Here is a 25275-nt window from a genome sequence, read left to right on the forward strand (position 1 = left end):
AAGACAAAGGAATATGGAATGACACGCGTTCTGGTGATGATACCGTCCGGCGAAGTCTACGATCACAACAATGTCCGCTGGTACAGCCATCAGGACATTCAGCGCAACCTGAACCACTATCACAATATCGGCGATGCCTTCGTTTTCGATTCCTCGCTGAAACTGCTGAAGTACGACAGGCTCGAAACCCTGACGATCCGCGAATTCAACCCGGCGGAAGTCGACCGGTTGCGGGACGAATTCGACTATGTCGTGTTGCGCGGGTCGAACTACATTCACGGCGAGATGGATTGGGAAATGGCGGAGCAGGTGCTGCGCCGGCTCGGGCTTCCGGTTCTGGCTTTCGGGATTGGTGCCCAGGCGCCGGTCGACGGCAAGCTTGTGCTGTCGGATGCCACGAAGAATGTCCTGCGCCTGATTGCAGGTTCGACGACATCTGTCGGCGTTCGCGGTGCCTACACCGCCGAGGTGCTGGAAGACATCGGAATTTCCAACACGCGAATCATCGGTTGCCCGACGGCATTTCGTCACAACGACCCCGGTCTGAGGATCACGCTGCCCGAGATCGACCGCATCCGGAAAGTCGGCCTGACCGTGCGGCGCGAAGTGTCGCCGGCATACGCCAGGGATATCCGGCAGTATCTCTCGTTCCATCGCGACCTGATCAAGTCGGTTGCGGCCCGCTTCGATACCGTTCTGATGGCGCAGGGCGAGCTGGAGGAAAAGAAGCTGGTACTTGGAACGCCTGCGCAAAAGGACCAGGCGATTTCCTCGCTTCGGGAGAATGCCTGGGTTGGCGAGTGGTATCTGGACGACGACATCGAGTGCCTCTACCGCAACTCCATGTTCTATTCCGACGTTGTTGCGGACTATGATGCCTGCGTCAAAGCCTGCGACCTGGTGCTCGGCTATCGCCTCCATGGCAACCTGATGGCTTTGGCCAATGGCGTCCCGGCGCTTTATTTCACCTACGACAGCCGCACGCGCGAATTTGCGGAGACGTTCCGAATCCCGAGCTTCGACGTCTTCAGCGAGAAGGTGTTCCGCCTGAGCGACTATTGGGATCAGGGCCTCTTTGACCGGTTCAACCGGGCCTATGAGGCCACCTATTACGCCATGGGTGACTTCCTGAGCGAAAACAATGTGCCGCATGTCATGCGGGAGCGTGCGCCGGTGCGGCAGCGGAAGGTGGTGGCTCTCATGTGATTTGATAAGAATATCATTTCGAATTTTGAAGTATTTTATTCGTATTATTTGAGTAATATTGCGATAGAAATTCATCTATATTTTGTGAAAAGCAATAAGTAGATAAATATATTTACATAATTCTATGTTGCGCCGCATTATTGTCACAAACAAACATAAATCTTGTGCATGTATATTAGTTGAGCAAGCGGATCTCCGGCAGGGGGACGCTTCACAGTTCAGATGGGGGCTTGCATGACAGTCGTGGCTACACAAGACACGTTTCCCGTTCACAACGCTACGCGTGAGATGCTGCTGCTGAAGGAGCTGACCTTGATCGTCGTGGGCGTATCAAGGCAGGACATTCCCGGGCCGTTGCTCGAGGCGGTCAAGACGGTCTGGTTCGAGGGTGTCGAGGACGACTACGCCCTGTTTTCCGACGAGAGCGCCGGCCGTTACCAGGTGTCGGAAGCGCCGCTTCTGCCACTGGCCGTGATCGTGGATCCGGCTGCAATGGATGCAAAGGACGAACTGCACAAATGGATGCAGCAACGCGGTGTGGTTCAGTTGCCACCGGTTATCGGTTGGGGTCGTGGCGGTGAAGTGGAGGCTGTTTCCTCGATGGTCGGGCTGGTTGCCGATCATGTGAAGTCGGGTGCGCGGCGCCTGGTTCTGTCCAGCAAGGAACTGAAGACACTTCGCAGCCTGAACGACGACCTGCAGAACCGGTTTGCCGCACTTGAAGCGTTCCTCAACCGGCATGGTCTGCAGCCGCTGGATCTCCTGTTCAGCAACGAACCGGCCGAAAATCCGCTCAATCCGAATGTGCTGGCAAGTGCGTCTGTCGATGGTGTCAGTCAGATCCTGCCGGTGCCGAGTTCGGGTGTCAGCGGAGTGGCGGTGCATGTCGAACAAACCGGCAGCCGTCCCGACATCAAGCTGCGTGCCCAGTTGATGACGCTGGAGGACCAGAGGATCGTCGATACCTGGCATTTCTCCAGTGGCGATCTGTCCACGGGTTGGAACATCTTCGGCCTGTCGCGCTCGACTGCGGGCCTGCGCAGAACGCTGGAATTCCGCATGCAGGTTGAAGAGACCGAGGACGAGGTACCGCTTCTGTCCGTCGGTGGTCTGCAGCCGGTCGAAATGTTCCATGTGCGCGATGCCGCCAACGGCTTGTCGGTCCTCAAGAACAGCCTCGCCCTTCAGGTGTGGGGTGGCATTCCGGGTGTTTCCATGCCGCCGCATGCCAACTACATTCCGGCTCAGTCGCAACAGGTGAACCTGGACGAAGGCTTCCGCGACATGCCGATCGCCCCGGGCATCCTGGAGCACGCAAGCCTTGCCAATTCCGATGAGGTGTCCTTCGATTTCGAAGCGATCATGCCGTTGCCGACGGAACGGGCCATCGGCTGTCACCCGCCTGCGGAAGGCATGACCATCGGGCAACTTCCGGCAGCTTGTCCGCCGCAGGTGATCCGCATGTCCGCCAAGGCGTTCATCGACAACAGCCGCGCCGCCGATATCGATTTCGCCATTGTGGTTGCCAAGGACCTTGGCGCGGCCAAGGCGCTCTTCAAGGAAGAACGTGAACAGTCGGTCGGCGAGGCGTTTTCCGGCTGGAAAACCGTTAGCTACGGCGAGACGGCACATCTGAGCGCCTTTGCAGGTGAACGGATCGGGGTCTGGCAGAATGTCTATTTTGCCACAAGGATGAACGAAGCGACCGGTAACGATTTTGCCTGGGCGAAATTCGCCAACTTCCGCGCTGTCGTGAGCGGGTAGGCCGGCATGCTCCAGCACACTGGTTCAAGACCGGGCTTGCCGAATGTGCGTTACGCACAGTTCGGCGGTTCCGGCACGGCCTCGGCCACGGTCGCCATTGTCATTCCGGTCTACAAGCACTCGGTCCTTCTGACCGAGGCCATCGACGCGGCATTGGCCCAGCAGGCGCCGTTCAACATCGCGGTCGTGATCGTTGACGATGGTTGTCCCTTTCCCGAAACGGGGCAAACGGGCCGGGCCTATGCGCTCGCCTACGACAATGTCTATTACCTGCGGAAGGCCAACGGCGGTCTGAGTTCTGCGCGCAACTACGGCATCGACTTTGCCCTGCGCAGCTTCTCCGATCTGGAAGCTGTCTATTTCCTGGATGCCGACAACCGGATCACCCCTTCGGCGATCCGCGTTCTTCTCGACTTCATGAAATCCAGTGACGGTGTGGATTGGGTCTATCCCAATATCGACAAGTTCGGGATCGAGTGGAACGGCAACTATACGGCGGAATATTCGCGCCTTCTGCACGTTACCTTCGACAATATCTGCGAGGCCGGCAGCCTGGTCTCCAGATCCCTCCTCGACGCCGGGGTTCGTTTCGACGAAAGCATGAAGTCCGGCTTCGAGGATTGGGATTTCTGGCTGCAGGCGATTTCTCACGGCTTCAAGGGAGCGAACTATCCCTTCTTCGGCTTCGAGTACCGCCAGCGCGCCGAAAGCATGTTGCGCGATTCCAACCGAACCCGTGACAGCATCCTTGGATACATCAAGGACAAGCACAAGAAGCTGTTCTCCACCGAGACGCTGCTTGGCTGGGAGCACGAGGAAGCGCCGCGGTTCGTTGCATTCGGAGCAGATACCTACCTGGTCGATCTCTTCACCGATCCTGTCGTTGCGCACAAGAAGCGCAGCATCGAGGAATTCGTGAAGACCTTCTGGGCAGCGCAGGCCGAACCGGAAACCTACGGTGTGCCTCCGTTCTGGCTGTGGATGTCGCCGGCACACAGGGAAGCGCTGAAAAGCTGCGGTCTGCTGCACAACGTCTTGTGGCTGACCGAGCGCCTGTCGGCGTCCCATCATTTTGTCGCGCTTCGGTTCGAAAGCGACAAGGACCGACTGGCGATCGAGGTGAACGAGCTGGGCGAAGGCAAGGAGCTTGCCAAGAAGCCGCTTGGCTGGATGTGTTCGCTCGACATCATGAAGCAATGTGTCGAGGACAAGTCCGACGACTGGATCCGGACATTGAGAGGTGCCAATCCGGCACCGAAGATAGCCGAAGTCGTCGTGCGTGGGCCGTTCTCGGCGGAAGACATTCAGGGCACCGCCCTGTCTGCCACCAACAGCCTTCTGGCTACGCTGGGGGCCTTGCGCGAGTCCGGCTATCGCCACGGGCCCGACGAACGCTGGATCTGGCGTTCTGCCTATTTCCCGAACCGCAGCAAGTATTTCGAGCTGCTGCGGCACAGTGCGGGGGCAGCCCCGATCATGCCGCGTCTTGGCCGTGAGGGCGCGCCCCTCAGGGTCGGTCTGTTGTTGCCGATCGCCACGTTCGGCGGTGTCGAGAAAGTTGCCTACGCGGCTGCCCGGGTTCTGAAAAAAGCCGGGTGCGAAGTCCACCTCTATGTGTTCGGAAAGCCGGTCTACAACCACATTTCCGACAACGACGGGGTGTTCGACACCATCAACTTTCTGGCCGACGACTATCCTCTGTGGGGTGGTCCCAACATGTTCTCCGGCCACGAGTTACTGATGGGGCATGACGAAAACGCGCGGGCCGAACAGGTTCTCGGGTTCCTGTCCGGCCTTGATGTGGTGATCAACAACCAGCTTGCCCCGGCCAATGCCATTTTCGGCGAACTTCGCCGGCGCGGGGTCAAGGTCGTCAACTACGTGCATGTGCTGGACAGTTCCGAACTCGGCCGTCCGGCTGGCCATCCCTACCTGACGCTTGCCTATGAGCACATCTACGACAGTGTGCTGACCTGTTCGCGGGACATGGCCGAGTGGCTGCACGGCATGGGCGTGCCTGTTGCCAAGCTGCTTCATATTCCGAATGCCGCCGGTTACCCGATGGCACCGGAAGAGGCCAAACGGCTGTCGGACAACCGTCAGCAAGACCGCGATGGTCGCCTGCGGGCCGTGTTCCTGGGCAGGCTGGACAGGCAGAAAGGCATCGAGCGGATCTTTGCTGCGGCTCGTGCCCTGAAGCGCAAGGGTGTCGACATCGACTGGCGCATCGTCGGTTCCGACGTCATGGACGCCGGGGCGGGCGGTTCCTGGAAGGAGCGGTTTGCCGAACTTGGTATCCGCGTCGATCCGCCGATCTATGACAGTCGCAGGCTCAGCCGTTTGCTGGCCTGGGCCGATGCCTTCGTGTTGCCGTCCAGATGGGAAGGTGCGCCGCTCACGATCATCGAGGCACAACGTCTTGGCTGTGTGCCTGTTGCCACCGATGTGGGGGCCGTAAGCGAGCTGATCGAGAACAAGGTTGACGGCCTGTTGCTGCGCTCTTCCGACGATGGCGTGGTGACCCATGATCTGATCACCGCGCTCGAAACATTGGCAAAGTCGGAAAGGCTGCTTCGAACCCTTTCGGCCAACGCGTCGCAGCGCAGTGCAGAGCGCAGTTGGGAAAAGAGCCTGCAGCCGTTCTTGCGGCAATTGCACAACTGGTTCCCGGATCGCCTGCAAAGCATCCGCCGAACCAAGGCGCCGGTGGCGCAGATTTCCAGTTCATCCGAAACGACCGTCCGAGGGAGTGCCGCTGACGGAGCAACGCTCTGGCAGCAACGCGGACGTCAGACGTCCGTCCGGTAATCGAAGGGCCCGAGCCCACATTTTTGAAAGGTGCAGTTCACATGAAGAAGCTCTTCGTTCTCAACGGCGGCGCTGCCGTCAAGCCGGGCAACAAGTCGGCATTCCTGAAAATCGATGATCCCCTGTCGACCTTTGCACGCGGCGGGATCAACACAGGCGACGTTCTCGTCTATGACGCGATGTTGAAGGCACTTGCCTACGACCAGATCACCAACGTGCAGTTCGCCCATGCGGCCGACGAAAAACTCTGGCCGACCGACGATTATGACGCCACCGTCATTCGCGGATCCAACTACCTCACAGAGACGGTCGATATCGGCAATGTCATTCCGCTCCTGAAGAAGCTCAAGGGACCGATCGTCCCGGTGGGTGTCGGCGCCCAGGCGGCGAAATACAAGAAGCTGGAAATGCCGAAAGGCAGCATCGAGGCCTGGAAGATCATCGCCGACAAATGCGAAACGATCGGCGTACGCGGTGTCTACAGCGCCGAGGTCTTCAACGACATCGGCATCAAGAACATCCGGATCATCGGCTGCCCGAGCTTCTACCGCAATCTGAGGCCATCCATCGAGATCAAGCCACTGGATCCGGCCAACGCTCGTGTCGGCCTGACGCTGAACAAGTATCTTTCCGCCGACTATGCGTCCAACGCCACCAAGACCAACCGCATGCAACGGGCGCTCATCGAGGCTGTGGCCAAGCGGCCGGCCAATCGTCTCTATTCCCAGGGCGAGCGCGAGGAAACGCTGGCAATCTTCGAGACCGGCGAAGCCAAGCAGAAGCACATCCGTTCGATCCTCGGAAAGTACAATCTGGAGGGCGACAAGGATGTCGAGGCGCTGATGAGCGAGCGGATGCAGGCATTCTTCGACGTTGATGAATGGGCGGCAGATGCGCGGGACAATGTCGATGTTCTGGTCGGCTTCCGCCTCCACGGCAACGTCATCGGCCTGCACCAGGGCATTCCCGCCGTGTTCTTCACCTACGATTCCCGCATTCGCGAATTGTCGACGCTGTTCGCGATCCCTTCCGTCGAGATCGAAGACTACATGCCGATCAACCTGGAAAAGATCTTCGAGAGCGCCGACTTCTCCAAGGTTCAGCATGTCTACCGGCTGAATTATGCCGAGTACCATCGCTTCCTCACCGAGAACGGCCTCAACCATGTGCTCGCAAAACCGGTGGCCTCGCCGCCTGAGCAGCCTCTGGTCAAGCCGAACCTTGTGAAGATCGACCAGACGACCGAGGAAGTAACCGACTGGTTCCGGGGCGAGGTCGATTTCATGACCGGTGAGATCGAGACCTTGCGCAGCCGTGCGTGGAACCTGGAGTTGAAGCTTCGCGAGAAGACATCGCCGGACGCCGGCGCGAAACTGGCGAGCTGACCGGTTCGCGGGATCATGACACGACCCGGACCTGTGTTGAGCCGTCGCCGGTTTCTGACCGGCGTGGCAGCCGGTGGCATGGCGGGTGCGGCGCTTCTTGCGTCGCCCCGCAGCTTGCTGGCTCTGACCTCGAACGACCTGCCTGCCCCTCTGCAGCGGATGGACGGCGACTGGCAGTTGACCTTCCAGGATGATTTCGACGATCTCCACCGGTTTCAGCAAACCTGGGACCTCATGCGGATCGGAGGGGACGGTCATCCGACCATGCGCTACCCGAGAAACGTGGTGATGCGGGAAGGCGAACTCGACCTCAAGCTCGGCCATCAGGCCGATCCGAAACGGCCTTTCACGGGAGGCTACGTTCGGACCCGGACCTTCCGCCAGACCTACGGCTATTTCGAGTGCGAGATGCGCATCGCGCGCGAGGCCGGTGTCAACAATGCCTTCTGGCTGATATCCGACCGCGAGACGGAGGGCGACACACATTTCGAGCTGGATGTGGCCGAAGTCAAATATCCGAACATCGTTCAGGTTTCAGCCCGCCGGTGGCGCCCGGAAAAGAAGGTGCTTGCCGCAAGTTACCGGGCGCATATTCGGCTGGACGACACCTTTCACCGCTATGGGATGCTCTGGACCCGGCAGGGATTTCGATTCTACGTCGACGACATGGAGGTCTTTGACGCACCCAACGATTTCGCTCACACGCCAGCGCTGTTACTTCTCAGCAATGCGGTCGCGCCCTTTGCCGGCAAGAACGATGGTGACGTTGCCGGAGCTGCAACCAGCATCCGCACCGTGAGAGTGTTTCAGAACACTACAGCCTAGAAACGAGTGGCATCTGCCAATGAATTGAGCCGGCAAGACCGCTTGCCGGCTCAAACATGTCAGGCGTCAGAGTTGATCAGGCGACGGTTTCGTAGCCGCGCGGGTTCTTGCAGACCCAGTTCCAGGTGTCGCGGCACATGTCCTCAAGGCCGCGCTCGGCCTTCCAGTTGAGCAGTTTTTCCGCAAATTCCGTGTTCGCGAAACACTGCGCCACATCGCCTTCCCGGCGGGGAGCGATGGAGTAGCGGATCTGTCTGTTGGAGGCTCGCTCGAATGCCTTGACCATCTCCAGCACGCTGTAGCCGTTGCCGGTGCCAAGGTTGACCGCAAAACAATTCGACGGGGCGGAGCCTGATCCGAGCACTTCATGTGCCCTAAGATGACCTTCGACCAGATCGATGACATGGATGTAGTCGCGGATGCCGGTACCGTCCGGCGTGTCATAGTCGTTGCCGAAGACCGAAAGCTCCTCCCGGCGACCGTCCGCGACCTGAGTGATGAACGGCATGAGATTGTTCGGGATGCCTTGCGGATCTTCGCCCACCAGCCCGCTTTCATGCGCGCCGACCGGGTTGAAATAGCGCAGGATGCCGAAGCGCCAGGAGGGGTCGCTCGCAGCGACATCGCGCAGCATTTCCTCTATCATCAGCTTGGTGCGGCCGTAGGGATTGACCGCGCTCGTCGGGTGATCTTCGGTCAGGGGCAGGAATTGCGGGTCGCCATAAACGGTCGCCGAGGACGAGAAGATCATTTGCTTCACGCCGCAATTGGCCATCGCCGACAGCAGGCGATGAGTTCCCACGACGTTGTTGTCGTAATAGGCGAGGGGGATCCTGGTGGATTCACCAACCGCTTTCAGGCCGGCAAAATGCACCACTGCCGTACAGCGGTACTGCTTGAGGATTTCCTCCATCCGCGACTGATCCCGGATATCGGCTGTTTCCAGAGATACCTTCGCGCCGGTGATGGCCGCTACCCGCTCGAGACTGACCTGGCTCGCGTTGGACATGTTGTCCACCACAACGATGTCGTGCCCGGCCTGAAGAAAAGCCACGCAGCAATGCGAGCCGATATAACCGGCACCGCCGGTAATGAGTACAGTCATCCAAACCTCTTTTGGCTTCGACGGAGAAAACGGAAAGGAAATTCAGCCCAGAATATCAAACGATTATTGTTGTTCGATGTCATGCATTCATCAGTATTTGTTGGGCTGAAATAAGGCCTCAAGATCGAGGCAAAATGAACATATTTTCGTGGCGTTTTGAAGTGTTACCTGGCGGTTTTGTCGTCAATGCAAGTGGTTCTGGAAATTACAACTTAAGATTTAGCTTCTATAAGCCGGACGGCCGTCGCCGGAATTCTCCACTATGGAATGCCGGGGCGGGACCGCATGGGGCATGCTTTGCCTGTCCCGGTGCTATCAAAAAAGTGTTTTCAAGTTCTGGGGGCTATTGTGCAGAAAAGTGTTGGATTGGTAAGATTTGCGTTGGTGTTCACAGGGCTGTTGATCGCCCTGGCTATCTTCAGTGTCATTCTGGAAACTCTAACAGGCTTCAGCGTGAGCGGTTCGGTGAACCAGATTGGTGCCGTATTGGGCGCTTCAAGCGACGCAGGGCGACACTTTTACAAAAAGTACGAAATCATCCCCGACAGCGGTTTCGCCTGGCGGGCCGCTTTTCAGATGACGCTTGTTGAACTGGCCATTTCGGTAGCTATTGCCGGGGTGTTCGTATGGTTTCTTCTTTCGCAAGGCGAACTTGCGCACGGGCTCGGCTCCCTGATGGTCATTGTGGTGCCGCTGTTGATCTTTGTGTTCGCGATTTCCCTGGTTGCGAAACGGTACATGTTTACGAGCGGTGCTCGACATGCAGAGAAAGCCCACCTGAGAAAGCAGGAACAGAGCAGTACTGTTTTCGAGTGAGGTGGAAACCTGTCTGGAGACTTCGCAGGGCGCCGCCGCCTTCAGGTGAAAACCAAGGCGGCGGCGGCTCCAGTGGAGATTACCCGGTCGGACGTCCGGAGCATCGATACAGGGTTCAGTGAGGCAGGCAGCCCAATGGCAGCTTCGTGTCAGGCAGCCGCGAAGGTGACCTTCACGCCGCGCTGGCGAAAGTAGGCTTGCATGAGCTTGCGTCCGGAGCGGTTGTTCTGGACGAGCTTTGCCGGATCAAAAACGGCTTCCTTCTGGCCCTCGCGTTTCAACGCTTCCTTGAGAGCAGCGATATGCAGGTCGATATCTTCGTTGTCAGCCTGCAGGGATTCATAAACGCGGTTCGTTGCTTCCGCTACGGTCAGTTCGCTCAATGGTGCATTCCCGATATTGTTTGGCTGGCGATTACCATACTTTTCGACCTGATCCAAAGGGAGTTGATCCTTCCCAACCTGCACGGCTTCGGATGGTTGCTGGCAAGGCGGCGCAGGCACCACATTGCCAGGCTGGTAAATCTCAGCGCGCTACACCCACTGCGAAAGGGCGGCGCGAACATGGGGATCTCCATCGTCGCGGACCAGGCCGACATCCTCGGCGAGATGCTTGCTGTTGGGCAACAGGGATTGCCAGGCCAGTGCCCGCACCTGCGGCGTGTCATGATGTCTTGCAATGTCGCGCAAGGCCTCATGAAGATCGGTATCCCCCATTGCCGCTGCTGTTTCGAACAAGGCGCGCTCCTGCGCCTGTCGATCGACATTCCCGGCAATGAGTTTGCCGAAGACACCTTCCGGCGTTTCTTCCAGGGTCATCTCGTATTGCCGGCGGTGTGCCGGATAGGTCTTGGGCAGGAGCAGGTTGATCGACGCGGAGATCGAGGGCGCCGGGAGCTGCGTGTGAATATCGCGGCTGCCGTAATAGTACATCACCTTGCCTGGCGGCAGCCCGGTTTCCTCCTGAAACCTTAAGGGAACAAGTTCTCCCGGGACGCCGCGCACGCTCTCGTATTCGTAGTCATACAACTGGGTGCGGTACCCGGGACCGAAAGCGCCGACCGTGAAGAAATCGAAGCTGTGATCATGGGTTTCGTAATAGGAAAAGATTTCGGGGGGATGTTGAGGGCTTGGCGGCATCCACAGGACGGCACGCAGGGAATACCCGTCGCCCTTGTGCAGCATCAAGGTTGACGGTTTGAAATCGTTGTCGACCTGGTAGTTCAGAAAATCCGCCAGACCATCGACAAGCAGACCGCGCAGCACATCGGGATCGCGTGCCAATGCAGCCATCCATTCGGCAACGCGCGACATTGCTTCCGGAGTGTAGCGGGAGGCGCGAAGATCCGGAACAATGCCCGATGCCTCCAGCCTTTCAACGAACTGATCAAGTGTCAGGATTTCTTTCCCTTCGGGAAAATATGTCTCGGTCATGCCGCATCCCCGTCCATCGTTCTTGCAAGGGTTGCTCGCGCCGCTTCGCGAAGCGACGCATCGCGGTCGCTGTGCGCCATTTGGTGCAAGGCGGTGAGGGCCTGCTGTGGCGCACAGCGATGAAGCAGCTTCAAGGCATCCCAGCGTGCAAATCCCGCCATGTTCGAATGCACCATTTTGGCCAGTGGTTCTTCAAGTCCGTCGATCTGTTGCATGGCCTGAAGCAGTTGGAGAACCATCTGCATGCGTGAGGCATGCAGATCGGTACTGACCTGCTGCAGTGGCTCCAGTGTCTCGCGGTCGAAGGTCCAGGTGCTGTGGGCCCGGGGTGGGGAATGCACGATCAACAACGGCGCAATCGGCGTGGCGGCTGCAATGTCGATGATGTCGCCGAACGCCGGGGCGTCATAGACGTCATGTGCCTTCAGCACGAGGTCGCTTTCCCGGCGCTTGAGGCTGGGCGGGCGTTGATGAAGGTTGTTGCGATCCAGCCCGCACTCCAGCCGCGGTATGTGCACGTCATTTGGTGACAGGTTCAACACGAAGGCATCAAACTCGTTGGCGGTGTAGACCGGTTGCCGGCCACCTTGTCCACTGAAGCGCAGCATCAGGCTGAACTGATCGGTCCGGCACAGGTAGACGTTGCCTTCCCGCTGTGCCGGCAAGCTGCCGCGTTCGCGCACAACGTGCAGCAGATCCAGCAACAGGCCGTTTATGCGTTGCGGATCGAGTGACCGCAGAATGCTGCCCAATTCGATGAATGAATCTATTTCGCCAGAAGGTGGGGTAAGGGCCTCGATCAAGTGTTGATATGGATTGTCTGTCTTCATCATCACACCTCCGCGTTGTTTCAAATGACGCTCAGGGGACGGATCTCCGGAAGCCGCCTTCGAGCAAAAGCATAGGATATCAAACCCTTGCCCGCCAAGACCAAACCGGTCACGGCGGCCATGCCGTTGTATGAAAAGAGGTAAGTGGCGATGAACCCGCCCCCGAGCACGATAACGAGACTGACCGTCGAGATGCGGGTCGCGACCTGTTCGTGCCCCATGGTCTGCAGCATCACGACGGACTGCCGCGTCAAGGCTTCAATGAAGGCTCCGGCAGCAACCATCGCGAGTGCGGTCGTTGCTTCGGAGAACCCCGGGCCAAATGCATTCAGAATGAAATGTCCACCGATAAGCATTCCGGCCAGGAGCAGCGAGCAGGCCCCCAGGACGACGGCATTCGACTCGTTGATTGCCTTTTGCAATTTGGGACATTGCGACCGGTCATCGGCGGCAGCACCGCACAAGGGGCGGATCATGAAGGATATGGTGGTCGGGACAAGCTGCATGATACGCACCACCAGCAGGACTGCCGCATACAAACTTGTGGCGGCTTCGTTCGGCGAGGCGATTTCGACGATGAAGAGGTCGAGGTGCCACAACATCAGTGAATTGACCCGCATGATCAGCATTCGATTGCTGGTCCGTGACCAGGCCCTGTGGTGTTCGGGGGATGCGCCCCGCGCCGGTGTCCACCATGCACCGTATATCTCGGGCTCAACGGTCCGAAAGATGACGGCATGCAGGAGCCCCAGGAACACAAACGATACCACGAGGATGCCGATCATGACGCTGCTGCTCGAGACCGACAGCCGCAGCCCGTACACTGCCGCGGCGACACAGAAAAGCAGCACAAGATGAAGGACCAGCGAGCCCAGGATGCTCCCGGTTCGCGGGTACCCGCTGGCAACGAGATATCGGTCGGTCAGAAGCGACAGTGCGGCAATCGGGGCAATCCAGATACTGTGAAAAGCCAGATGGTACTCTTCGAAGCGCTTGTAATCGGCCAGGTGTGTTGCAAGTGCGATTGCCAGAAACACTGCATAGAATGACAGGATGATTGAAAAGCCGAAGCGTATCCGGCTGCGGTTCCAGGCACAGTAAGCCCGAATACCCTCGAGATTCACCGCCCGGCGCATGGTGGGAAGGTAGCGCGAAGCCACCATATCCGTTCCGGACAGTGACAGGGAGGCCAGCAGGGACAAGAGGGCGAATGCAACCTGATAGTCTCCGAAGAGCTCTGTCCCGAGTATGTTGGACAGAAGCAGGTTCGTCAGGAGAGCCAACCCGTAGCCGGCTATGCTGATGACGGCCAATTGCACCGGTCTCGATGTCATGCAGAGACCCGCCATCTCGGCATCCACGCCAAAACGTGCCGCTTTCGTTGAAATTCGAGCCCGTCAGTTGCCTTCGACACGCAGTCTTCCTGTTGATCGTTTCCGGTTGCAGATTATCAGTCTATCGCCGCCTGACAGCTGAAGTCGCTTTCAGAAAATTCACCACATCGCGAGATCGCTCTGGACAATCTAGTAGGTATGAGTGCAGGATTGAAACTGCAAATTGCAAACAAGGAGCACTAGATATGTCTGAAGCGAAAGCAAATATCGAGCGCAATACCGAAGTTGAAGCCGACATCGAGTTTGTCGATCCGTCGGAAACCGTTGCACTTGCCGGCTCCACGCCGCGCCAGTTGACGGGGCAAGAAGCAGGTCGTGTGGTCGGATTTGGCTGCGACGAGGATAAAACCACAGGTCGCTGATACCGGGCCCGCCGTTTTGGCTTCCCGGTTGAATCAGTACCAATAAACGCATGTCACGAATTTTGCTGACAGGCGCAAGTGGTCGGGTTGGGCGAGCGTTGATCGAACGCCTTGCCAGCCCGGAATTCGAGTTTGCCCTGGTTGGGCGCAGTGCGGAGTCTCTTCGGCAATTGTCGGATGAGATACACGCCAGGGGCGGAACCGCCCATATCATTGAAGCAAATCTCTCTTCAAAAACCACACCCGAAACTGTTGTCCAGCAGGCGGCAACTGCAATGGGCGGGCTCGACGTCCTGATCCATGGTGCGGCTACATATGGGTTCCAGCCCTTCACTCCGTCTTCACCGGAGCTGCTGCTGCGCGTGCTGGAAACCAGTCTTCAGTCCGCTATCCTTCTGACCCACGCCGCCATTCCGGCGTTGAAGCTTTCAGACAACGCCGTCGTCGTGCAGATCGCCTCTACCGCCGGTGTTCAGCCCGTTACTGAAGCCGTTGTCTACAGCGCAGCCAAGGCGGGAATGATCGCGTTCGGCCAGGCCCTGCGGCCAGAGGTGGAGGGACTGGGTATTGCCCTGCACACCGTCATACCGGGCCAGTTGCAGCTTCAGCCCGGTGGCGCCGGGCTTCCGCCCGCACATGTTGCCCAATGCATTCATGAGCTGATCCTGCAGCGGGCAGCCGGTTGCGCCGGATCCGATGTCATTCTGGACGAGACGCCTTCCGAATAATCCTATGGATCGTCGCAACCGTTGTATTTGCCACCTTTTCTGGCCTCGACGAATGTCTTCCAGTCGCGCCAGCCCTGGGTACAATGAAAGCCCCATTCCCTGACGCGGGGCCCGGTGATGAAGAGGGTCCAGGCCGGTTCGGTGAGGACAGGAGACAGACGGTGCGCGAAGCGGGATTTACGGAGTACGACATCTCCGGCACGCAGTTTGCGCACCTTCTCGCCTTTACGGGCAGCGAAAGTCTCGTCGATGGTGCCGGCCAGCATGATCGACACGCTCGGCCAGGGGTGGTCGTGCAGGGCTGCCTCGTCGTCAGCCCGTACGACATTGTGTAAATACGCGTTGATGAGCGGGTTCTTCGGCCACAAGCGCCAGCGGAAAATATACGGGGCGTCCGGATCACCCACTAACTGATCAGGCGGCCTGTCGACAGGCAGGAGCCGCCTTTTTAGCCGGGAGGCTAAAGCAGACATTCGGATCATCTGAAAATCCTCGCCGACCTGACCGTCGGTGTCAATCCAGATCCCTTCCCGGGTGTAATGGTCTGCGTTTCTTTTTCCGGTTTGTGGCCCGGCATCATCAGCCGCCAACAGCGACACGCCGAATGATGCCGGGCAGGACTTACAGGCTGGTTTCGCCGTTGATCAGATTGCTTCGTTTACGGGGAAAATACCTGCCCCGGCCCTTGCCAAGAACGGGCACACCTTTTTCCATCACCAAATCGCCGCGCAGAAGAACCTTCACGGGCCATCCGGTCACCTCCATGCCTTCGTAAGGCGTGTAGTCGGCGCCATGGCCGAGGTCATCGTTGGTGATGGTTTTCCTGAGTTCCGGATCCCACAGGGTCAGATCGGCATCCGAACCGATCGCGATGGTGCCTTTCTGCGGATAGAGACCATACAGCTTGGCATGGTTGGTGGACGTCAGCGCAACGAAGCGGTTGAGGTCGATACGGCCGGTCTTGACGCCTTCGGAGAACAATATCGGCAGTCTGGTCGCAACACCCGGAATGCCGTTCGGGATCCAACTGAAGGATTGCATTCCCTTCTCGGTCTTCTTGCCGCTGGGGTCGTCAAACCGGAACGGGCAGTGGTCGGAAGAATAAAGATCGAACACGCCGTTTTCCAGACCGGACCAGCAGGCGTCCTGGCTTTCCTTGTCTCTGGGAGGAGGCGAGCAGACGAACTTCGCACCTTCGAAATCCTCAAGATCCAGATCGTCTGCCGTCAGAACGAGATATTGCGGGCAGGTTTCACCGGCGATCTTCTGGCCTCTCAGCCGTGCGTGCGATATTTCCTCCATCGCTTCGCGGTTCGAAACATGGACGATGACGATCGGGGTATCGACGATTTCGGCCAGAGACAGGGCCCGGTGTGTTGCCTCTCGCTCTGCCGCGATCGGGCGAGACGTGGCGTGGTGGTACGGGGCGGTGTCGCCATCTGCTTCACGCCGTCCGATGAGATAGCGGATGGCATCTTCGTTTTCGCAATGAACCAGCACGACCTGTCTGGAGCGTTTGGCCGCGTCCAGCGTGGCCAGGATCTCGTCATCGCGAAGGCGCAGGCCTTCGTAGGTCATGAACACCTTGATCGACGTATAGCCTTCTTCCGCAAGCGCCGGCATTTCCTGGCCAAGCACATGGGGCGTCGGGTCGGAGACGATCATGTGAAAACTGATGTCGGTGAAACAGTTGCCCTCTGCGAGGGCATGATATCCCTTCAACGCCTCGCGCAGGGTGTCGCCTTTCTGCTGAAGGCAGAAAGGCATTACCGTCGTGTTCCCGCCAAGAAGCGCCGACCTTGTTCCGCTTTCAAAGTCGTCCGCCATGACAATGCCTTCGCCTGACGGCTGCGCGATATGGACGTGACTGTCGATGCCGCCCGGCATCACGAGCAAGCCGGTCGCATCGATGGTCGTGGCTGCTTCCCGCAGATCACGTCCGATCGCCACGATCTTGCCATCCGTAATGCCGATGTCTGCCTGATAGACATCGGCTGCGGTGACGATGGTGCCACCGCGCACCACTGTGTCGAAGGAGGGTGCCGTCATGCCGATGCTTTCACAGGTGCTGTTCCGGACGCTTTTTGACCGAGGGTTTCATCCAGGGCGTTGGTCAGGCGATCGACTTCTTCAAGCGTGTTGTAATGGACCATGGACAGGCGCACGACGCCTCCGGCTTTGGCCAGCCCGAGGTCTTCGACCAGGCGCCGGGAATGGAAGTCACCATGGCGGATCGCAACATGATATTCGTCGATCTTTCGGCACAGTGCCTCCGGCGCCCAGCCTTTTGCCGTGAAGCTGATGGTTGCGATCCTGTTGCCGTTTCCAACCGTGTCACGCCCCACGATCGTGATGTCCGGGTGTTGCTTCGCCCAGTCGAGAAAGCGCTTGGTCAAGGCAATCTCTTGCGCCGCGATGGCAGAAAAGGCGGTCTCGATCAGGGCGCGCGGCTCGGACGAGGCAGGAGCTCCGCATCGTTTCCCGAGTTCCTGCAGATAGGCTGTGATGGCTGTCAGCGAATAGGCAAGTTCATAATTCGGATTGCCTGCTTCCAGCTTTCCCGGGACTTTGTCCTTGCCATAAAAATAGTGGTAGAGCGTGTCCAGCTCCAGAAGGTGATCATATTTGCCGTACATCATCGCGATGTGCGGGCCGAAGGTCTTGTACAGGCTGAAGATGTAGTAATCGACGTTCAGTTCCTGCACGTCGATCGCCCGGTGCGGCGCATAGGCGACCGCGTCGACGCACAGTCTGGCACCTCGCTGGTGAACGTAATCGGCGATTTCGCGGACGGGATTAACTTCACCCAGGATGTTGGAGACGTGGTGGACCGCAACGAGCCTGGTGCGTTCGTTCATCAGTTTGCCGAGATCATCCAGGTGCAGGGTGAGGCTGTCCTTGTCGAGCTGCCAGAAGATCACCTTGATGCCGAATTCCTCTAGCCGCAGCCAGGGGCCGATATTGGATTCATGGTCCGCGTTGCTCACGATCACCTCGTCCCCCGGCGCCAACTGGCGGCGCATGGATTCGACGAGGTTCTGCATCAGCACGGTGGTGGAATGGCCGAAGACGATCTCTTCGGGACGGGAGGCGTTGACCAGAAGCTGACCGGCCTTGCGCGCTTCCAGGAGAGCTGCCGCCGCGGCCTTCGAAACTTCGTAGCTACCGCCGATCTGAACGTTTTTTTCGAGCAGGAACTGTTTGATCCGCTCGACTGCCTGGTTGAGGATCTGCGATCCGCCGGCATTGTCGAAAAAGACCCAGTCCGATTTCAGTCCCGGAAATTGATCCCGGACCCAGGCGATGTCCAGTTGTGCATTGTTTGGCATGGTTGGCTCCAGCAAAGGCAGTAAATTTCAGTGGTTGAGGACCGCGCTTAGAAAATTGCGGGTTCTTTGTTCTTTCGGGGTGTCGAAAATCTGCGCCGGCGTTCCGGTTTCCACGATCCGGCCGCCATCCATGAAGATCACCCTGTCGGCCACCTGGCGGGCAAAGCCCATTTCATGGGTGACCACGACCATGGTCACGCCGGTTCCGGCAAGCTGGCGCATGACGTCAAGAACTTCGCCCACCATTTCCGGATCGAGCGCCGAGGTCGGTTCATCGAACAGGAGCACCTTGGGTTCCATTGCCAGTGCGCGGGCAATGGCAACACGTTGCTGCTGACCGCCGGACAGTTGGCCGGGAAACTTGTCTGCCTGTTCGGCAATGCCGACGCGGGCCAGGAGTTCGCGAGCCTTCGCGGCAGCCTCCCCAGCCGGCGTCCTGCGCACGCGCATGGGGGCCAGCATCACATTCTTCAGGACGCTCATGTGCGGGAAAAGATTGAACGACTGGAACACCATGCCGACTTCGGCGCGGACCTGGCCCAGTGTCGGTCCGGGCTGCACCGGAATGCCGTCGACCCGAATGCTGCCCTTGTCGGAATAGCTCTCCAGAAGGTTGATGCACCGGATCAGCGTGGATTTGCCGGACCCGGACGGGCCGATGACACAGACGACCTCACCTTCGCCGATCGCCAGGTCTATATCGCTGAGCGCGGCAAAGGCGCCGTAGTGCTTGGTAACGTTTTCGATTTCGATGATGTTTCGCATCACGCACTCCTCCGCCCGAGACGGTTTTCATAGCGCGAGACCAGGGCAACCAGGGGCCACAGGAACGCGAGATAGATGATGGCAGCGCCGATCAGGGGCGTGGGGTTGGCGGCAAGGGCCTGGGCTTGCGTTGCCTGCTTGAGAAGGTCCGGCATGGCAACGACGGAGGCCAATGCGGTGTCCTTCATCACGTTGATGCAGTTGTTCGTCAGTGGCGGGATAACGATCTTGATGGCCTGCGGCAGCACGACGTCGACCATCATGTCCTTGTAGGACAGGCCCAGTGCGCGCGAGGCTTCAAACTGTCCGACGGGGATCGCCTGAATGCCGGCACGAAAGATTTCAGCGGTATAGGCACCGGACACGAGCGTCAGCGCGAGTGTGGCGGACAGGAATGGCGACAGTCTGATGCCGACGAATGGAAGGGCGTAGTAGACGACGATCAGGAGTACGAGCAGCGGGATCGACCGGAAGATGTCGATATAGATGGCGGCCGGTACACGCATCCAGGGTGATCCGTACATGCGCACAAGGGAAAGGCAAAGCCCGAGAACGAGGCCGGCAACGATACTGGTTGCCCCGATTTGCAAGGTTACGACAAGGCCGCTCATGAGGAGCGGAAACGTTCGGATGAAGACCGGAACGTTGAAGAACGTTTCGAAGAGGTCCATGAAAAGTCCGGAAGAATGGCTGGAATCAGGGAAGGCGCGGGCCCTCCCGAAGGCGGCCCGCGCGTGCTTTGCTTACAGCTTGGGCATGTCGAGGATGGTAACCGTCGAGGTGGTTTCTTCGGCGCGAGAGCCGAACCATTTCTCGTGCAGGTCAGCCACGACGCCTTCCTTCTTCAGTTCGGACAGGACGTCGTTCACCTGGCTTGCCAGTTCCGCGTCCTTGGCAAACATCATGGAGTACTGTTCGCCGGTGGTGATGCGTTCGACGACCGCAAGGTTCGGCTTGTCCTTGGTGTAATAAAGCAGCGCCGGGATGTCGCTAATGTAGCCGTTGATACGGCCGGCCGTCAGGTCGAGCATGGCCGGGGCCAGGCCTTCGTAGCGGCGGATTTCACCGAAGCCGTATTTCTCCTGATTTTCGGTGGCCCAGATGTCGCCGGTAGAGCCCGTGTCGACGCCGATGACCTTGCCTTTCATGTCGGCAACCGATTTCAGGCCACTGTCGGCGGCAACGGTGAGGGACTGGTCGCTGTCATAGTAGGGCTGGGCGAAAGTGACCGATTCCAGACGCTTCTTGGTGATGGTGATCGAGGAAACCGCCATGTCGATCCGGCCCGACTGGACCGCGGAAAAGAGCCCGTTGAACGGGATGTTTTCAAACTCGATCGATTTGCCGAGCCTGTTTGCGACCTCGGTTGCAAGATCGATTTCAAAACCGACGGTCTTGCCCGACTCATCCTGGAATTCCCACGGAACGTTGCCGATGTTGGCGCCGACTGTCAGGTCTGCGGCCATGGCGGTGGTCATGGAGGAAAACGTGAGCAAGCCTACGGTTGCAGCCGTTTTGATGAAGGAGTGAAGAGACATTTTATTCCCCTGGTGATTATTCTTGGTCTAACTGGTATGACTGGTCTGACCAGTTAGACCAGTAAACAGATCGATCAAACGGGATGCAAGCGTTAAAATGATGCTGATCGCGTTTCGGCGGGCTAAAAGAAGGCAGAACGGCACACGCGCCGTACGAACCATGAAAGACACAATGATTACACGTACGCCGGTTCCGCAGAGCATCGCCCGCAAGCTTCAGGAGATGATCCTCAGCGGAGCGCTCAAGAGCGGGGAGAAAATCCCTTCGCAGCGGGAAATGTCGGAAGAGTTCGGTGTCAGCAGGGCCTCATTGCGCGAAGCCCTGCTGACCCTTGAAACCATCGGCCTGATCAAGACCGAAGCGGGCAGGGGGACGTTTGTCGTCGGCACCGGTTCGGGCAAGACCATGTCGGACTGGAAGTTCGCCGAGGAACGTTCCCTTCTGGAAGTGTTCGAGACCCGGCTTGTCCTTGAAGGCGAGATTGCGGCTCATGCAGCGGGGCGACTGTCGGAGGAAGATCTCGACCGGCTCTCGCAACTGACCGACCTGATGGAACAGGCCTGGTCCAATCGCGACTTTCTCAGCAACGTGGATGCCGATCTGGAGTTTCACGACCTGATTGCCCGGCGGTGCAGGAACCGCATGATCGCGGGCCTTTACGATCAGGTCCGGAAACTTCTGACGGAGACCCAGCGCCAGCCGATCCCGATCACGGATCCGCTGCGCATGCGGGCCTCGCTGGCTGAGCACCGGGTCATCGTTGCCGAACTGCGCAAGGGCGACGCGGAAGCCGCCCGAACCGCAATGCGCAGCCATGTCGCCAACACCGCGCTGTGTGCCGGGTTCGAGATCGCTTGAAGTGCCAAACGCCTGTGCCGTTTCCGTCTTGTATCGGAGCGGCAGGGCGCGAGGCGGTTGGCGGAGTGGAGCCTGTTACCGCTTTCCACCCACCTACAACTGACCTTCGACGGGAAGCGTTGCGATGATGCCGGAAGTGAAGCGCTGGCCCCGTGTCGATCCCGGGTCCGAGGTGAAGGTGACGATCTCGCCATTTTCTTCGCTCTTCCAGAGGATCCTGCCGTCGTCGTCCAGTTCGAGCCGGTAGCTGTTTTTCAGTGAAACGCCTTCATTCAGGAACGCTGTCAGCCGGTGGGCCAGTTCCGGGCTTTCCACGTAGAGGCCGATCTCCGTATTGAGGTTGGCTGAACGTGGGTCGAGATTGAAACTGCCGACGAAAATCGAGGCTCCGTCGAAGACCGCCGCCTTGGTGTGCAGCCCGGCCTTGGATTCAGTTGAAAAGAGCGTTTGCTGGACCCTGGCGGAATCGGCCCTGACTTCATGCAGCTCTATGCCGGCTTCCAGAAGTTCCGCACGGTATTTCGAATAGCCGGCGTGAACCGCAACCACATCATTTGAACTGAGCGAGTTGGTGAGAACGCGGACCTTCAGGCCGCGCGCCGTGAGTTGCTTCAGCTTGTCCGCGCCTGCCTGTGTGGGAACGAAATAGGCGTTTTCCATCAGGAGTTCGCGTTTCAGTCCGTCCACCTTGCCGGCAAGTGCCTTGAGGATCTTGCCGCCGCTTTTTCCCGCGATGAAATCGGCCGGATCGTCCCATACGACAAAGGCCGGTGCCCAGACCAGTTGCCTTGTAAGCTCCGACATCGACTGGCGGACGGCAGTAACCCTCTGGCGGAAAGGATAGGGATATCCTTCGGTGTCGATGGTCTCTTCCAGTTTCACCCGGGCCACTTCCAGGTCGGTTTCGCCAAAGGTCCGGTTGACGCTGGCCGCGACAGGCACCGACCAGTTCCTGTTCCAGAAATAATCGAAGACGCTCGAGGCATCCCGCACCACCGGGCCAACCGCGGCGATGTCCAGGTCGCGATAGTTGGATTCCTCGGAGACGTCGAAATAGTGGTCGCCGATATTGCGCCCGCCGAGAAGCGCAACCGCGTTGTCGGCGATCATCAGCTTGTTGTGCATGCGGTGGTTCAGGCGGTCGAAGTCACCGATCAGGTTGAAGACCCGCGAGGACCGGCTCACGAAGGGGTTGAACAACCGGATCTCGATATTCGGATGGGCGTCCAGACTGGCGAGGATTTCATCGCGTCCGTTGACGTTGATATCGTCGATGAGAAGGCGGACGCGCACGCCGCGATCCGCACTGCGCAAAAGGGCCTGCTCGAGGATGCGCCCACTCTGGTCCGCATCCCAGATGTAGTATTGCAGATCAAGGCTGTGCTCGGCGAGCTCCGTCATGGCCACCCGGATGGCAAAGGCGTTGCGCCCCGTCGTCACGAGCGAGACACCGGATTTGCCCGGGTGGCTTTTTTCCGCGGCCCGGAACAGGCGGCCCAGAGAGGTGCTGCGATAGGCCGTAAAGGCACTCGTCTCGACGCGCGGGTAGTCCGTGTTCAGCGTCGAACAGCCTGCCAGAAGCAGCGTTGCAAGACAGAGAAGGCAGGCCCAGCTTCGCATCGTTCACCGCATGACAGACACAGGTTGCCAAGGGCCCCGCGTTCCCGCCCGGCGTCAAGGGTCGACGTTGGTGACTGAGGCAGGGACCGGGGGTATCGGCAACTACCCTGAATTGTTACTTCATGCCTGAACGCCGGTCCATTGTGCAGATTGACAGGCGCGCTCCGGCGCCTGTCGTGCGGTGCTTCTTTTTCATGAGCGCTTCAGGACATGACCTGCAAAGACGCACGGTTCGAATTGATGCTTCCGCGCAGGAGGTTTCCCTCACCGAGGCGGCAGAAACCTGTCCTGTGCAATTGGGGCGAAGATCGAGGGAGCCGCGCACACCAGACGTAGGGGAGACCTTTAAGGAGCAGGCAGCGCTTCAGGCATCCAGTGCGTGGAGTTGCGGCTGGCCTTGAAGAAACACTGTCCGTATTTCTCGAGGGTTTCCTGATTGATCTCGAAGCCGAGGCCAGGTGTCTGCGGCATGGCAAACCAGCCGTTTTCGTGCAGGAACGGCTGCGAGAAGATCTGGTCGCGGCCTTCCGGTGTCCAGCCCGGTGGTGAGAGCGGATATTCAAACAACTCCTCACCGGCAAAGCCGCTGGCGGCAAAGACATGCGCATTTGCAATGAAACCGAAGCCGTTCGACCAGCAATGCGGCGTGAACCTGATACCTTCTTGCCTGCAGAGCGCGGCAACCTTGAGGCACTGGGTAATCCCGCCGGCCCACATGGCATCGGGCTGGAAGATATTGTAGCAGCCCATCTTCATCATCCGGGCGAGTTCCCTGTAGCCCATGACATGAAGTTCGCCACCGGCGACAGGAACGCGCGAATAGGTGGTCAGTCTGGCGATTTCCTCGTGCCATTCGCCAAACAGCGGTTCTTCCACCCAGGCAAGGCCGACATCCGCAGCGGCATCGACAAAGCGCTTGGCCCTGTCCAGCGACCAGAGCGGCGCATCGCCGTTCTGCGTCAGGCGGAAGGCCTGATTGCAGTCGACCGAGATCCTCATCCGTCCCTGCATGTGGCGGGCGATATCGGAAATATGGTCGATATCAACGGCCTCATCGAAGTCATGGACACGGATTTTCATCGTGTCGAACCCTTCGGCAAGCCGGGCTTCGGCTTCCTCGCGCCGTGCGCCCGGGTCCCGAAGTTCGCCGGAGGAAGCATAAAGCCTGATGCGGTCATCCGTTCCGCCAAGCAGCTTGTAGAGCGGCAGTCCCGCGCTCCTGGCCTTGATGTCCCAGAAGGCAGGCTCAAGCCACCAGTTGAAATTGCCGCCCGCCGCCATGATCTGGATGCGCTCGGAAAGCTTATCAATGTCGCCTGCATCCTGGCCGAGAAAGAGACCGGCCAAGAGGTCGCCCAGTCCGGCGCGCTCGCGTCCCGCAGCCGGAAACCCGCTCCATCCTTCAACACCGTCATCGGTGATGAACCGGACGATGCACATGGAGACATGGGTCCGGATCGTTCCAGGGATCCACGAGGGCGCATGTGGCGCGGGCAGGGGTGTTTTCACAAGGTAGAGTTCAACGCGGTCAAGCACTTGCATGTTCGGTCCATTAAAAAGGGCGCGCTGCTGAAGGATCCAGGAGCATCAGGAGAACAGTCGGCCGTTGCGTGAACGCTAGAAAGGAATTGGTCTGGCCAACATATCCAATTTGACAATTTTCAGAGTCCAATTGGATGAGGGGGCGGTCTCTATAGAGGCAGTGTTTCGGCCTGAATTGCTAAGCTGCCGTTTGTTAACGACGAGTGTGGGTCTATTGAGGGCGGGGAGCTGGTGTTCGCGGCGCGATGAACAAATGGTAGCATCGGTGATGAAGCGGTCGTGCACTGCAAAAAAGATGATCTAGATCTAGGCTTTCATTAAGTGGTCCATGAGGAGCAGAGCGAGAAGCCTGGAGTTACCAAACACTTCAAATCAACAACTCCTTCTGCCTCATTCGGAGGGTCGAACTGCATGAGCCTCAAAATAGTAACCGCCGAGATCATCGACACGAACCTGAGTGGAGACATTCTGACTATCAAAAACACCGGCGAGGGAAGTTCTGTTCGATGTTGAATAATATCGTTTTAGATCGTTTGACATTCCTAATTCATTCGGAAAGTCGATAACGCCCCCAACTTGCTGAACATCAGGAAGAGTTGAAAGATGTCTGGAGATCGTTTCCGCTAACCCCGGCCTTTCTGAAACTACCGAGAGTGAGCAGTGCAGAAAATCATTCTCTACGCCTGCATGCCTTATCGCTGTAAATTGCATTTTCTCTCCGGGAGGAACTGAGAAATACTCAAAGAAACCGGTGTTTGGTTCCTCGCGGATAATCCATTTCCAATTTGGAATATTTCTGTCCGACCGATCTAAAAACTCACTGGGATTATCGAGAAACTGCTGACATTTTTGAGTGAACACTTCCCATGCGGATTCAACTTGCTCGGCTTGGGCGCTGCTGACGGGAACAGACGCTACATACATCAGAGAGAGGGCGTACAAGGTTTTCATCACATTCAAATCCCC

The 25275-nt window shown here is 58.4% G+C and carries 23 protein-coding genes; 9 read left to right on the top strand and 14 right to left on the bottom strand.

Annotation, left to right across the window (positions count from 1 at the left end; all coding sequences use genetic code 11):
* Positions 1-18: 18 nt before the first annotated feature.
* The 5 genes from FIV03_RS12865 to FIV03_RS12885 all read left to right on the top strand — a co-directional run bounded on the left by FIV03_RS12865 (position 19) and on the right by FIV03_RS12885 (position 7988).
* Positions 19-1206 (top strand): polysaccharide pyruvyl transferase family protein, encoded by a 1188-nt coding sequence (locus FIV03_RS12865; RefSeq protein ID WP_173013833.1) that lies wholly within the window; start codon positions 19-21, stop codon positions 1204-1206.
* A 234-nt stretch (positions 1207-1440) separates the two neighbouring features.
* Positions 1441-2970, top strand: coding sequence for a DUF6212 domain-containing protein (locus tag FIV03_RS12870; protein ID WP_152509818.1), 1530 nt, complete (start codon positions 1441-1443; stop codon positions 2968-2970).
* A gap of 6 nt (positions 2971-2976) precedes the next feature.
* Complete coding sequence (locus FIV03_RS12875) at positions 2977-5778, top strand: glycosyltransferase (RefSeq protein ID WP_152509819.1); 2802 nt, start codon at positions 2977-2979, stop codon at positions 5776-5778.
* A gap of 41 nt (positions 5779-5819) precedes the next feature.
* Entirely contained in the window at positions 5820-7163 is a 1344-nt protein-coding gene (locus tag FIV03_RS12880) for a polysaccharide pyruvyl transferase family protein (RefSeq protein WP_062487535.1), read from the top strand.
* Between the two features lie 15 nt (positions 7164-7178).
* Entirely contained in the window at positions 7179-7988 is an 810-nt protein-coding gene (locus tag FIV03_RS12885; protein ID WP_152509820.1) for a glycoside hydrolase family 16 protein, read from the top strand.
* Between the two features lie 76 nt (positions 7989-8064).
* Here FIV03_RS12885 and galE read toward each other — a convergent pair whose 3' ends face one another.
* The gene (gene galE, locus FIV03_RS12890) at positions 8065-9093 is read right to left on the bottom strand and encodes a UDP-glucose 4-epimerase GalE (protein WP_152509821.1); all 1029 of its coding nucleotides are present in this window, start codon (positions 9091-9093) and stop codon (positions 8065-8067) included.
* Positions 9094-9378: 285 nt separating this feature from the next.
* Here galE and FIV03_RS12895 point away from each other — a divergent pair, with 285 nt between their 5' ends.
* Complete coding sequence (locus tag FIV03_RS12895) at positions 9379-9909, top strand: ABZJ_00895 family protein (protein WP_152509822.1); 531 nt, start codon at positions 9379-9381, stop codon at positions 9907-9909.
* Between the two features lie 149 nt (positions 9910-10058).
* Here FIV03_RS12895 and FIV03_RS12900 read toward each other — a convergent pair whose 3' ends face one another.
* From FIV03_RS12900 to FIV03_RS12915, 4 genes are all read right to left on the bottom strand, one after another.
* Positions 10059-10292 (bottom strand): hypothetical protein, encoded by a 234-nt coding sequence (locus tag FIV03_RS12900; protein WP_152509823.1) that lies wholly within the window; start codon positions 10290-10292, stop codon positions 10059-10061.
* Between the two features lie 150 nt (positions 10293-10442).
* Positions 10443-11342 (bottom strand): hypothetical protein, encoded by a 900-nt coding sequence (locus FIV03_RS12905; RefSeq protein ID WP_152509824.1) that lies wholly within the window; start codon positions 11340-11342, stop codon positions 10443-10445.
* On the bottom strand, positions 11339-12175 hold the full coding sequence (locus tag FIV03_RS12910; protein ID WP_152509825.1) for a hypothetical protein: 837 nt from the start codon (positions 12173-12175) through the stop codon (positions 11339-11341). The genes FIV03_RS12905 and FIV03_RS12910 overlap by 4 nt, the downstream gene beginning before the upstream one ends.
* A 17-nt stretch (positions 12176-12192) precedes the next feature.
* Positions 12193-13506 carry an oligosaccharide flippase family protein gene (locus tag FIV03_RS12915; RefSeq protein WP_152509826.1) on the bottom strand — a complete coding sequence of 438 codons (1314 nt, stop codon included), beginning with the start codon at positions 13504-13506 and terminating at the stop codon, positions 12193-12195.
* A 245-nt stretch (positions 13507-13751) separates the two neighbouring features.
* On the opposite strand from FIV03_RS12915, the gene FIV03_RS31575 reads away from it, so the two are divergent.
* Together FIV03_RS31575 and FIV03_RS12920 are read left to right on the top strand one after the other, a co-directional pair.
* The gene (locus FIV03_RS31575; protein ID WP_023003345.1) at positions 13752-13928 is read left to right on the top strand and encodes a hypothetical protein; all 177 of its coding nucleotides are present in this window, start codon (positions 13752-13754) and stop codon (positions 13926-13928) included.
* Positions 13929-13978: 50 nt separating this feature from the next.
* Entirely contained in the window at positions 13979-14656 is a 678-nt protein-coding gene (locus FIV03_RS12920; RefSeq protein ID WP_152509827.1) for an SDR family oxidoreductase, read from the top strand.
* Positions 14657-14658: 2 nt separating this feature from the next.
* Here the strand turns inward: FIV03_RS12920 and FIV03_RS12925 are convergent, their stop codons facing one another.
* The 6 genes from FIV03_RS12925 to FIV03_RS12950 form a co-directional block, all read right to left on the bottom strand.
* Positions 14659-15246, bottom strand: coding sequence for a hypothetical protein (locus FIV03_RS12925; RefSeq protein WP_152509828.1), 588 nt, complete (start codon positions 15244-15246; stop codon positions 14659-14661).
* A 31-nt stretch (positions 15247-15277) separates the two neighbouring features.
* The gene (hydA, locus tag FIV03_RS12930) at positions 15278-16705 is read right to left on the bottom strand and encodes a dihydropyrimidinase (RefSeq protein ID WP_152509829.1); all 1428 of its coding nucleotides are present in this window, start codon (positions 16703-16705) and stop codon (positions 15278-15280) included.
* Complete coding sequence (locus FIV03_RS12935; protein WP_152509830.1) at positions 16702-17985, bottom strand: cysteine desulfurase-like protein; 1284 nt, start codon at positions 17983-17985, stop codon at positions 16702-16704. Before FIV03_RS12935 ends, hydA begins: the two co-directional genes overlap by 4 nt.
* 27 nt (positions 17986-18012) lie before the next feature.
* Entirely contained in the window at positions 18013-18750 is a 738-nt protein-coding gene (locus FIV03_RS12940; RefSeq protein ID WP_152509831.1) for an amino acid ABC transporter ATP-binding protein, read from the bottom strand.
* A complete protein-coding gene (locus FIV03_RS12945; protein ID WP_152509832.1) occupies positions 18750-19421 on the bottom strand; it encodes an amino acid ABC transporter permease in 672 nt (223 codons plus the stop codon). Before FIV03_RS12945 ends, FIV03_RS12940 begins: the two co-directional genes overlap by 1 nt.
* 72 nt (positions 19422-19493) lie before the next feature.
* Entirely contained in the window at positions 19494-20288 is a 795-nt protein-coding gene (locus FIV03_RS12950; RefSeq protein WP_152509833.1) for an ABC transporter substrate-binding protein, read from the bottom strand.
* 172 nt (positions 20289-20460) lie between these two features.
* Here FIV03_RS12950 and FIV03_RS12955 point away from each other — a divergent pair, with 172 nt between their 5' ends.
* Positions 20461-21147 (top strand): FadR/GntR family transcriptional regulator, encoded by a 687-nt coding sequence (locus FIV03_RS12955; RefSeq protein WP_152509834.1) that lies wholly within the window; start codon positions 20461-20463, stop codon positions 21145-21147.
* Between the two features lie 93 nt (positions 21148-21240).
* Here FIV03_RS12955 and FIV03_RS12960 read toward each other — a convergent pair whose 3' ends face one another.
* The 3 genes from FIV03_RS12960 to FIV03_RS12970 form a co-directional block, all read right to left on the bottom strand.
* Positions 21241-22767 carry a phospholipase D family protein gene (locus FIV03_RS12960; protein WP_152509835.1) on the bottom strand — a complete coding sequence of 509 codons (1527 nt, stop codon included), beginning with the start codon at positions 22765-22767 and terminating at the stop codon, positions 21241-21243.
* Positions 22768-23112: 345 nt separating this feature from the next.
* Positions 23113-24309: a mandelate racemase/muconate lactonizing enzyme family protein gene (locus FIV03_RS12965; RefSeq protein WP_152509836.1), complete on the bottom strand. Its 1197-nt coding sequence runs from the start codon at positions 24307-24309 to the stop codon at positions 23113-23115.
* A gap of 390 nt (positions 24310-24699) precedes the next feature.
* The gene (locus tag FIV03_RS12970; protein WP_152509837.1) at positions 24700-25260 is read right to left on the bottom strand and encodes a hypothetical protein; all 561 of its coding nucleotides are present in this window, start codon (positions 25258-25260) and stop codon (positions 24700-24702) included.
* Between the last annotated feature and the right edge of the window lie 15 nt (positions 25261-25275).

This window comes from Labrenzia sp. THAF187b (assembly GCF_009363375.1).
Classification (GTDB): Bacteria; Pseudomonadota; Alphaproteobacteria; order Rhizobiales; family Stappiaceae; genus Roseibium; species Roseibium algicola.

What these genes read in the sequence shown, in the direction of transcription:
- FIV03_RS12865 (WP_173013833.1), top strand. Translation starts at nt 19, where the DNA reads ATGACACGCGTTCTGGTGATGATACCGTCCGGCGAAGTCTACGATCAC.
- FIV03_RS12870 (WP_152509818.1), top strand. Translation starts at nt 1,441, where the DNA reads ATGACAGTCGTGGCTACACAAGACACGTTTCCCGTTCACAACGCTACG.
- FIV03_RS12875 (WP_152509819.1), top strand. Translation starts at nt 2,977, where the DNA reads ATGCTCCAGCACACTGGTTCAAGACCGGGCTTGCCGAATGTGCGTTAC.
- FIV03_RS12880 (WP_062487535.1), top strand. Translation starts at nt 5,820, where the DNA reads ATGAAGAAGCTCTTCGTTCTCAACGGCGGCGCTGCCGTCAAGCCGGGC.
- FIV03_RS12885 (WP_152509820.1), top strand. Translation starts at nt 7,179, where the DNA reads ATGACACGACCCGGACCTGTGTTGAGCCGTCGCCGGTTTCTGACCGGC.
- galE (WP_152509821.1), bottom strand. Translation starts at nt 9,093, where the DNA reads ATGACTGTACTCATTACCGGCGGTGCCGGTTATATCGGCTCGCATTGC.
- FIV03_RS12895 (WP_152509822.1), top strand. Translation starts at nt 9,379, where the DNA reads ATGGGGCATGCTTTGCCTGTCCCGGTGCTATCAAAAAAGTGTTTTCAA.
- FIV03_RS12905 (WP_152509824.1), bottom strand. Translation starts at nt 11,342, where the DNA reads ATGACCGAGACATATTTTCCCGAAGGGAAAGAAATCCTGACACTTGAT.
- FIV03_RS12910 (WP_152509825.1), bottom strand. Translation starts at nt 12,175, where the DNA reads ATGATGAAGACAGACAATCCATATCAACACTTGATCGAGGCCCTTACC.
- FIV03_RS12915 (WP_152509826.1), bottom strand. Translation starts at nt 13,506, where the DNA reads ATGACATCGAGACCGGTGCAATTGGCCGTCATCAGCATAGCCGGCTAC.
- FIV03_RS31575 (WP_023003345.1), top strand. Translation starts at nt 13,752, where the DNA reads ATGTCTGAAGCGAAAGCAAATATCGAGCGCAATACCGAAGTTGAAGCC.
- FIV03_RS12920 (WP_152509827.1), top strand. Translation starts at nt 13,979, where the DNA reads ATGTCACGAATTTTGCTGACAGGCGCAAGTGGTCGGGTTGGGCGAGCG.
- hydA (WP_152509829.1), bottom strand. Translation starts at nt 16,705, where the DNA reads ATGACGGCACCCTCCTTCGACACAGTGGTGCGCGGTGGCACCATCGTC.
- FIV03_RS12935 (WP_152509830.1), bottom strand. Translation starts at nt 17,985, where the DNA reads ATGCCAAACAATGCACAACTGGACATCGCCTGGGTCCGGGATCAATTT.
- FIV03_RS12940 (WP_152509831.1), bottom strand. Translation starts at nt 18,750, where the DNA reads ATGCGAAACATCATCGAAATCGAAAACGTTACCAAGCACTACGGCGCC.
- FIV03_RS12945 (WP_152509832.1), bottom strand. Translation starts at nt 19,421, where the DNA reads ATGGACCTCTTCGAAACGTTCTTCAACGTTCCGGTCTTCATCCGAACG.
- FIV03_RS12950 (WP_152509833.1), bottom strand. Translation starts at nt 20,288, where the DNA reads ATGTCTCTTCACTCCTTCATCAAAACGGCTGCAACCGTAGGCTTGCTC.
- FIV03_RS12955 (WP_152509834.1), top strand. Translation starts at nt 20,461, where the DNA reads ATGATTACACGTACGCCGGTTCCGCAGAGCATCGCCCGCAAGCTTCAG.
- FIV03_RS12960 (WP_152509835.1), bottom strand. Translation starts at nt 22,767, where the DNA reads ATGCGAAGCTGGGCCTGCCTTCTCTGTCTTGCAACGCTGCTTCTGGCA.
- FIV03_RS12965 (WP_152509836.1), bottom strand. Translation starts at nt 24,309, where the DNA reads ATGCAAGTGCTTGACCGCGTTGAACTCTACCTTGTGAAAACACCCCTG.
- FIV03_RS12970 (WP_152509837.1), bottom strand. Translation starts at nt 25,260, where the DNA reads ATGAAAACCTTGTACGCCCTCTCTCTGATGTATGTAGCGTCTGTTCCC.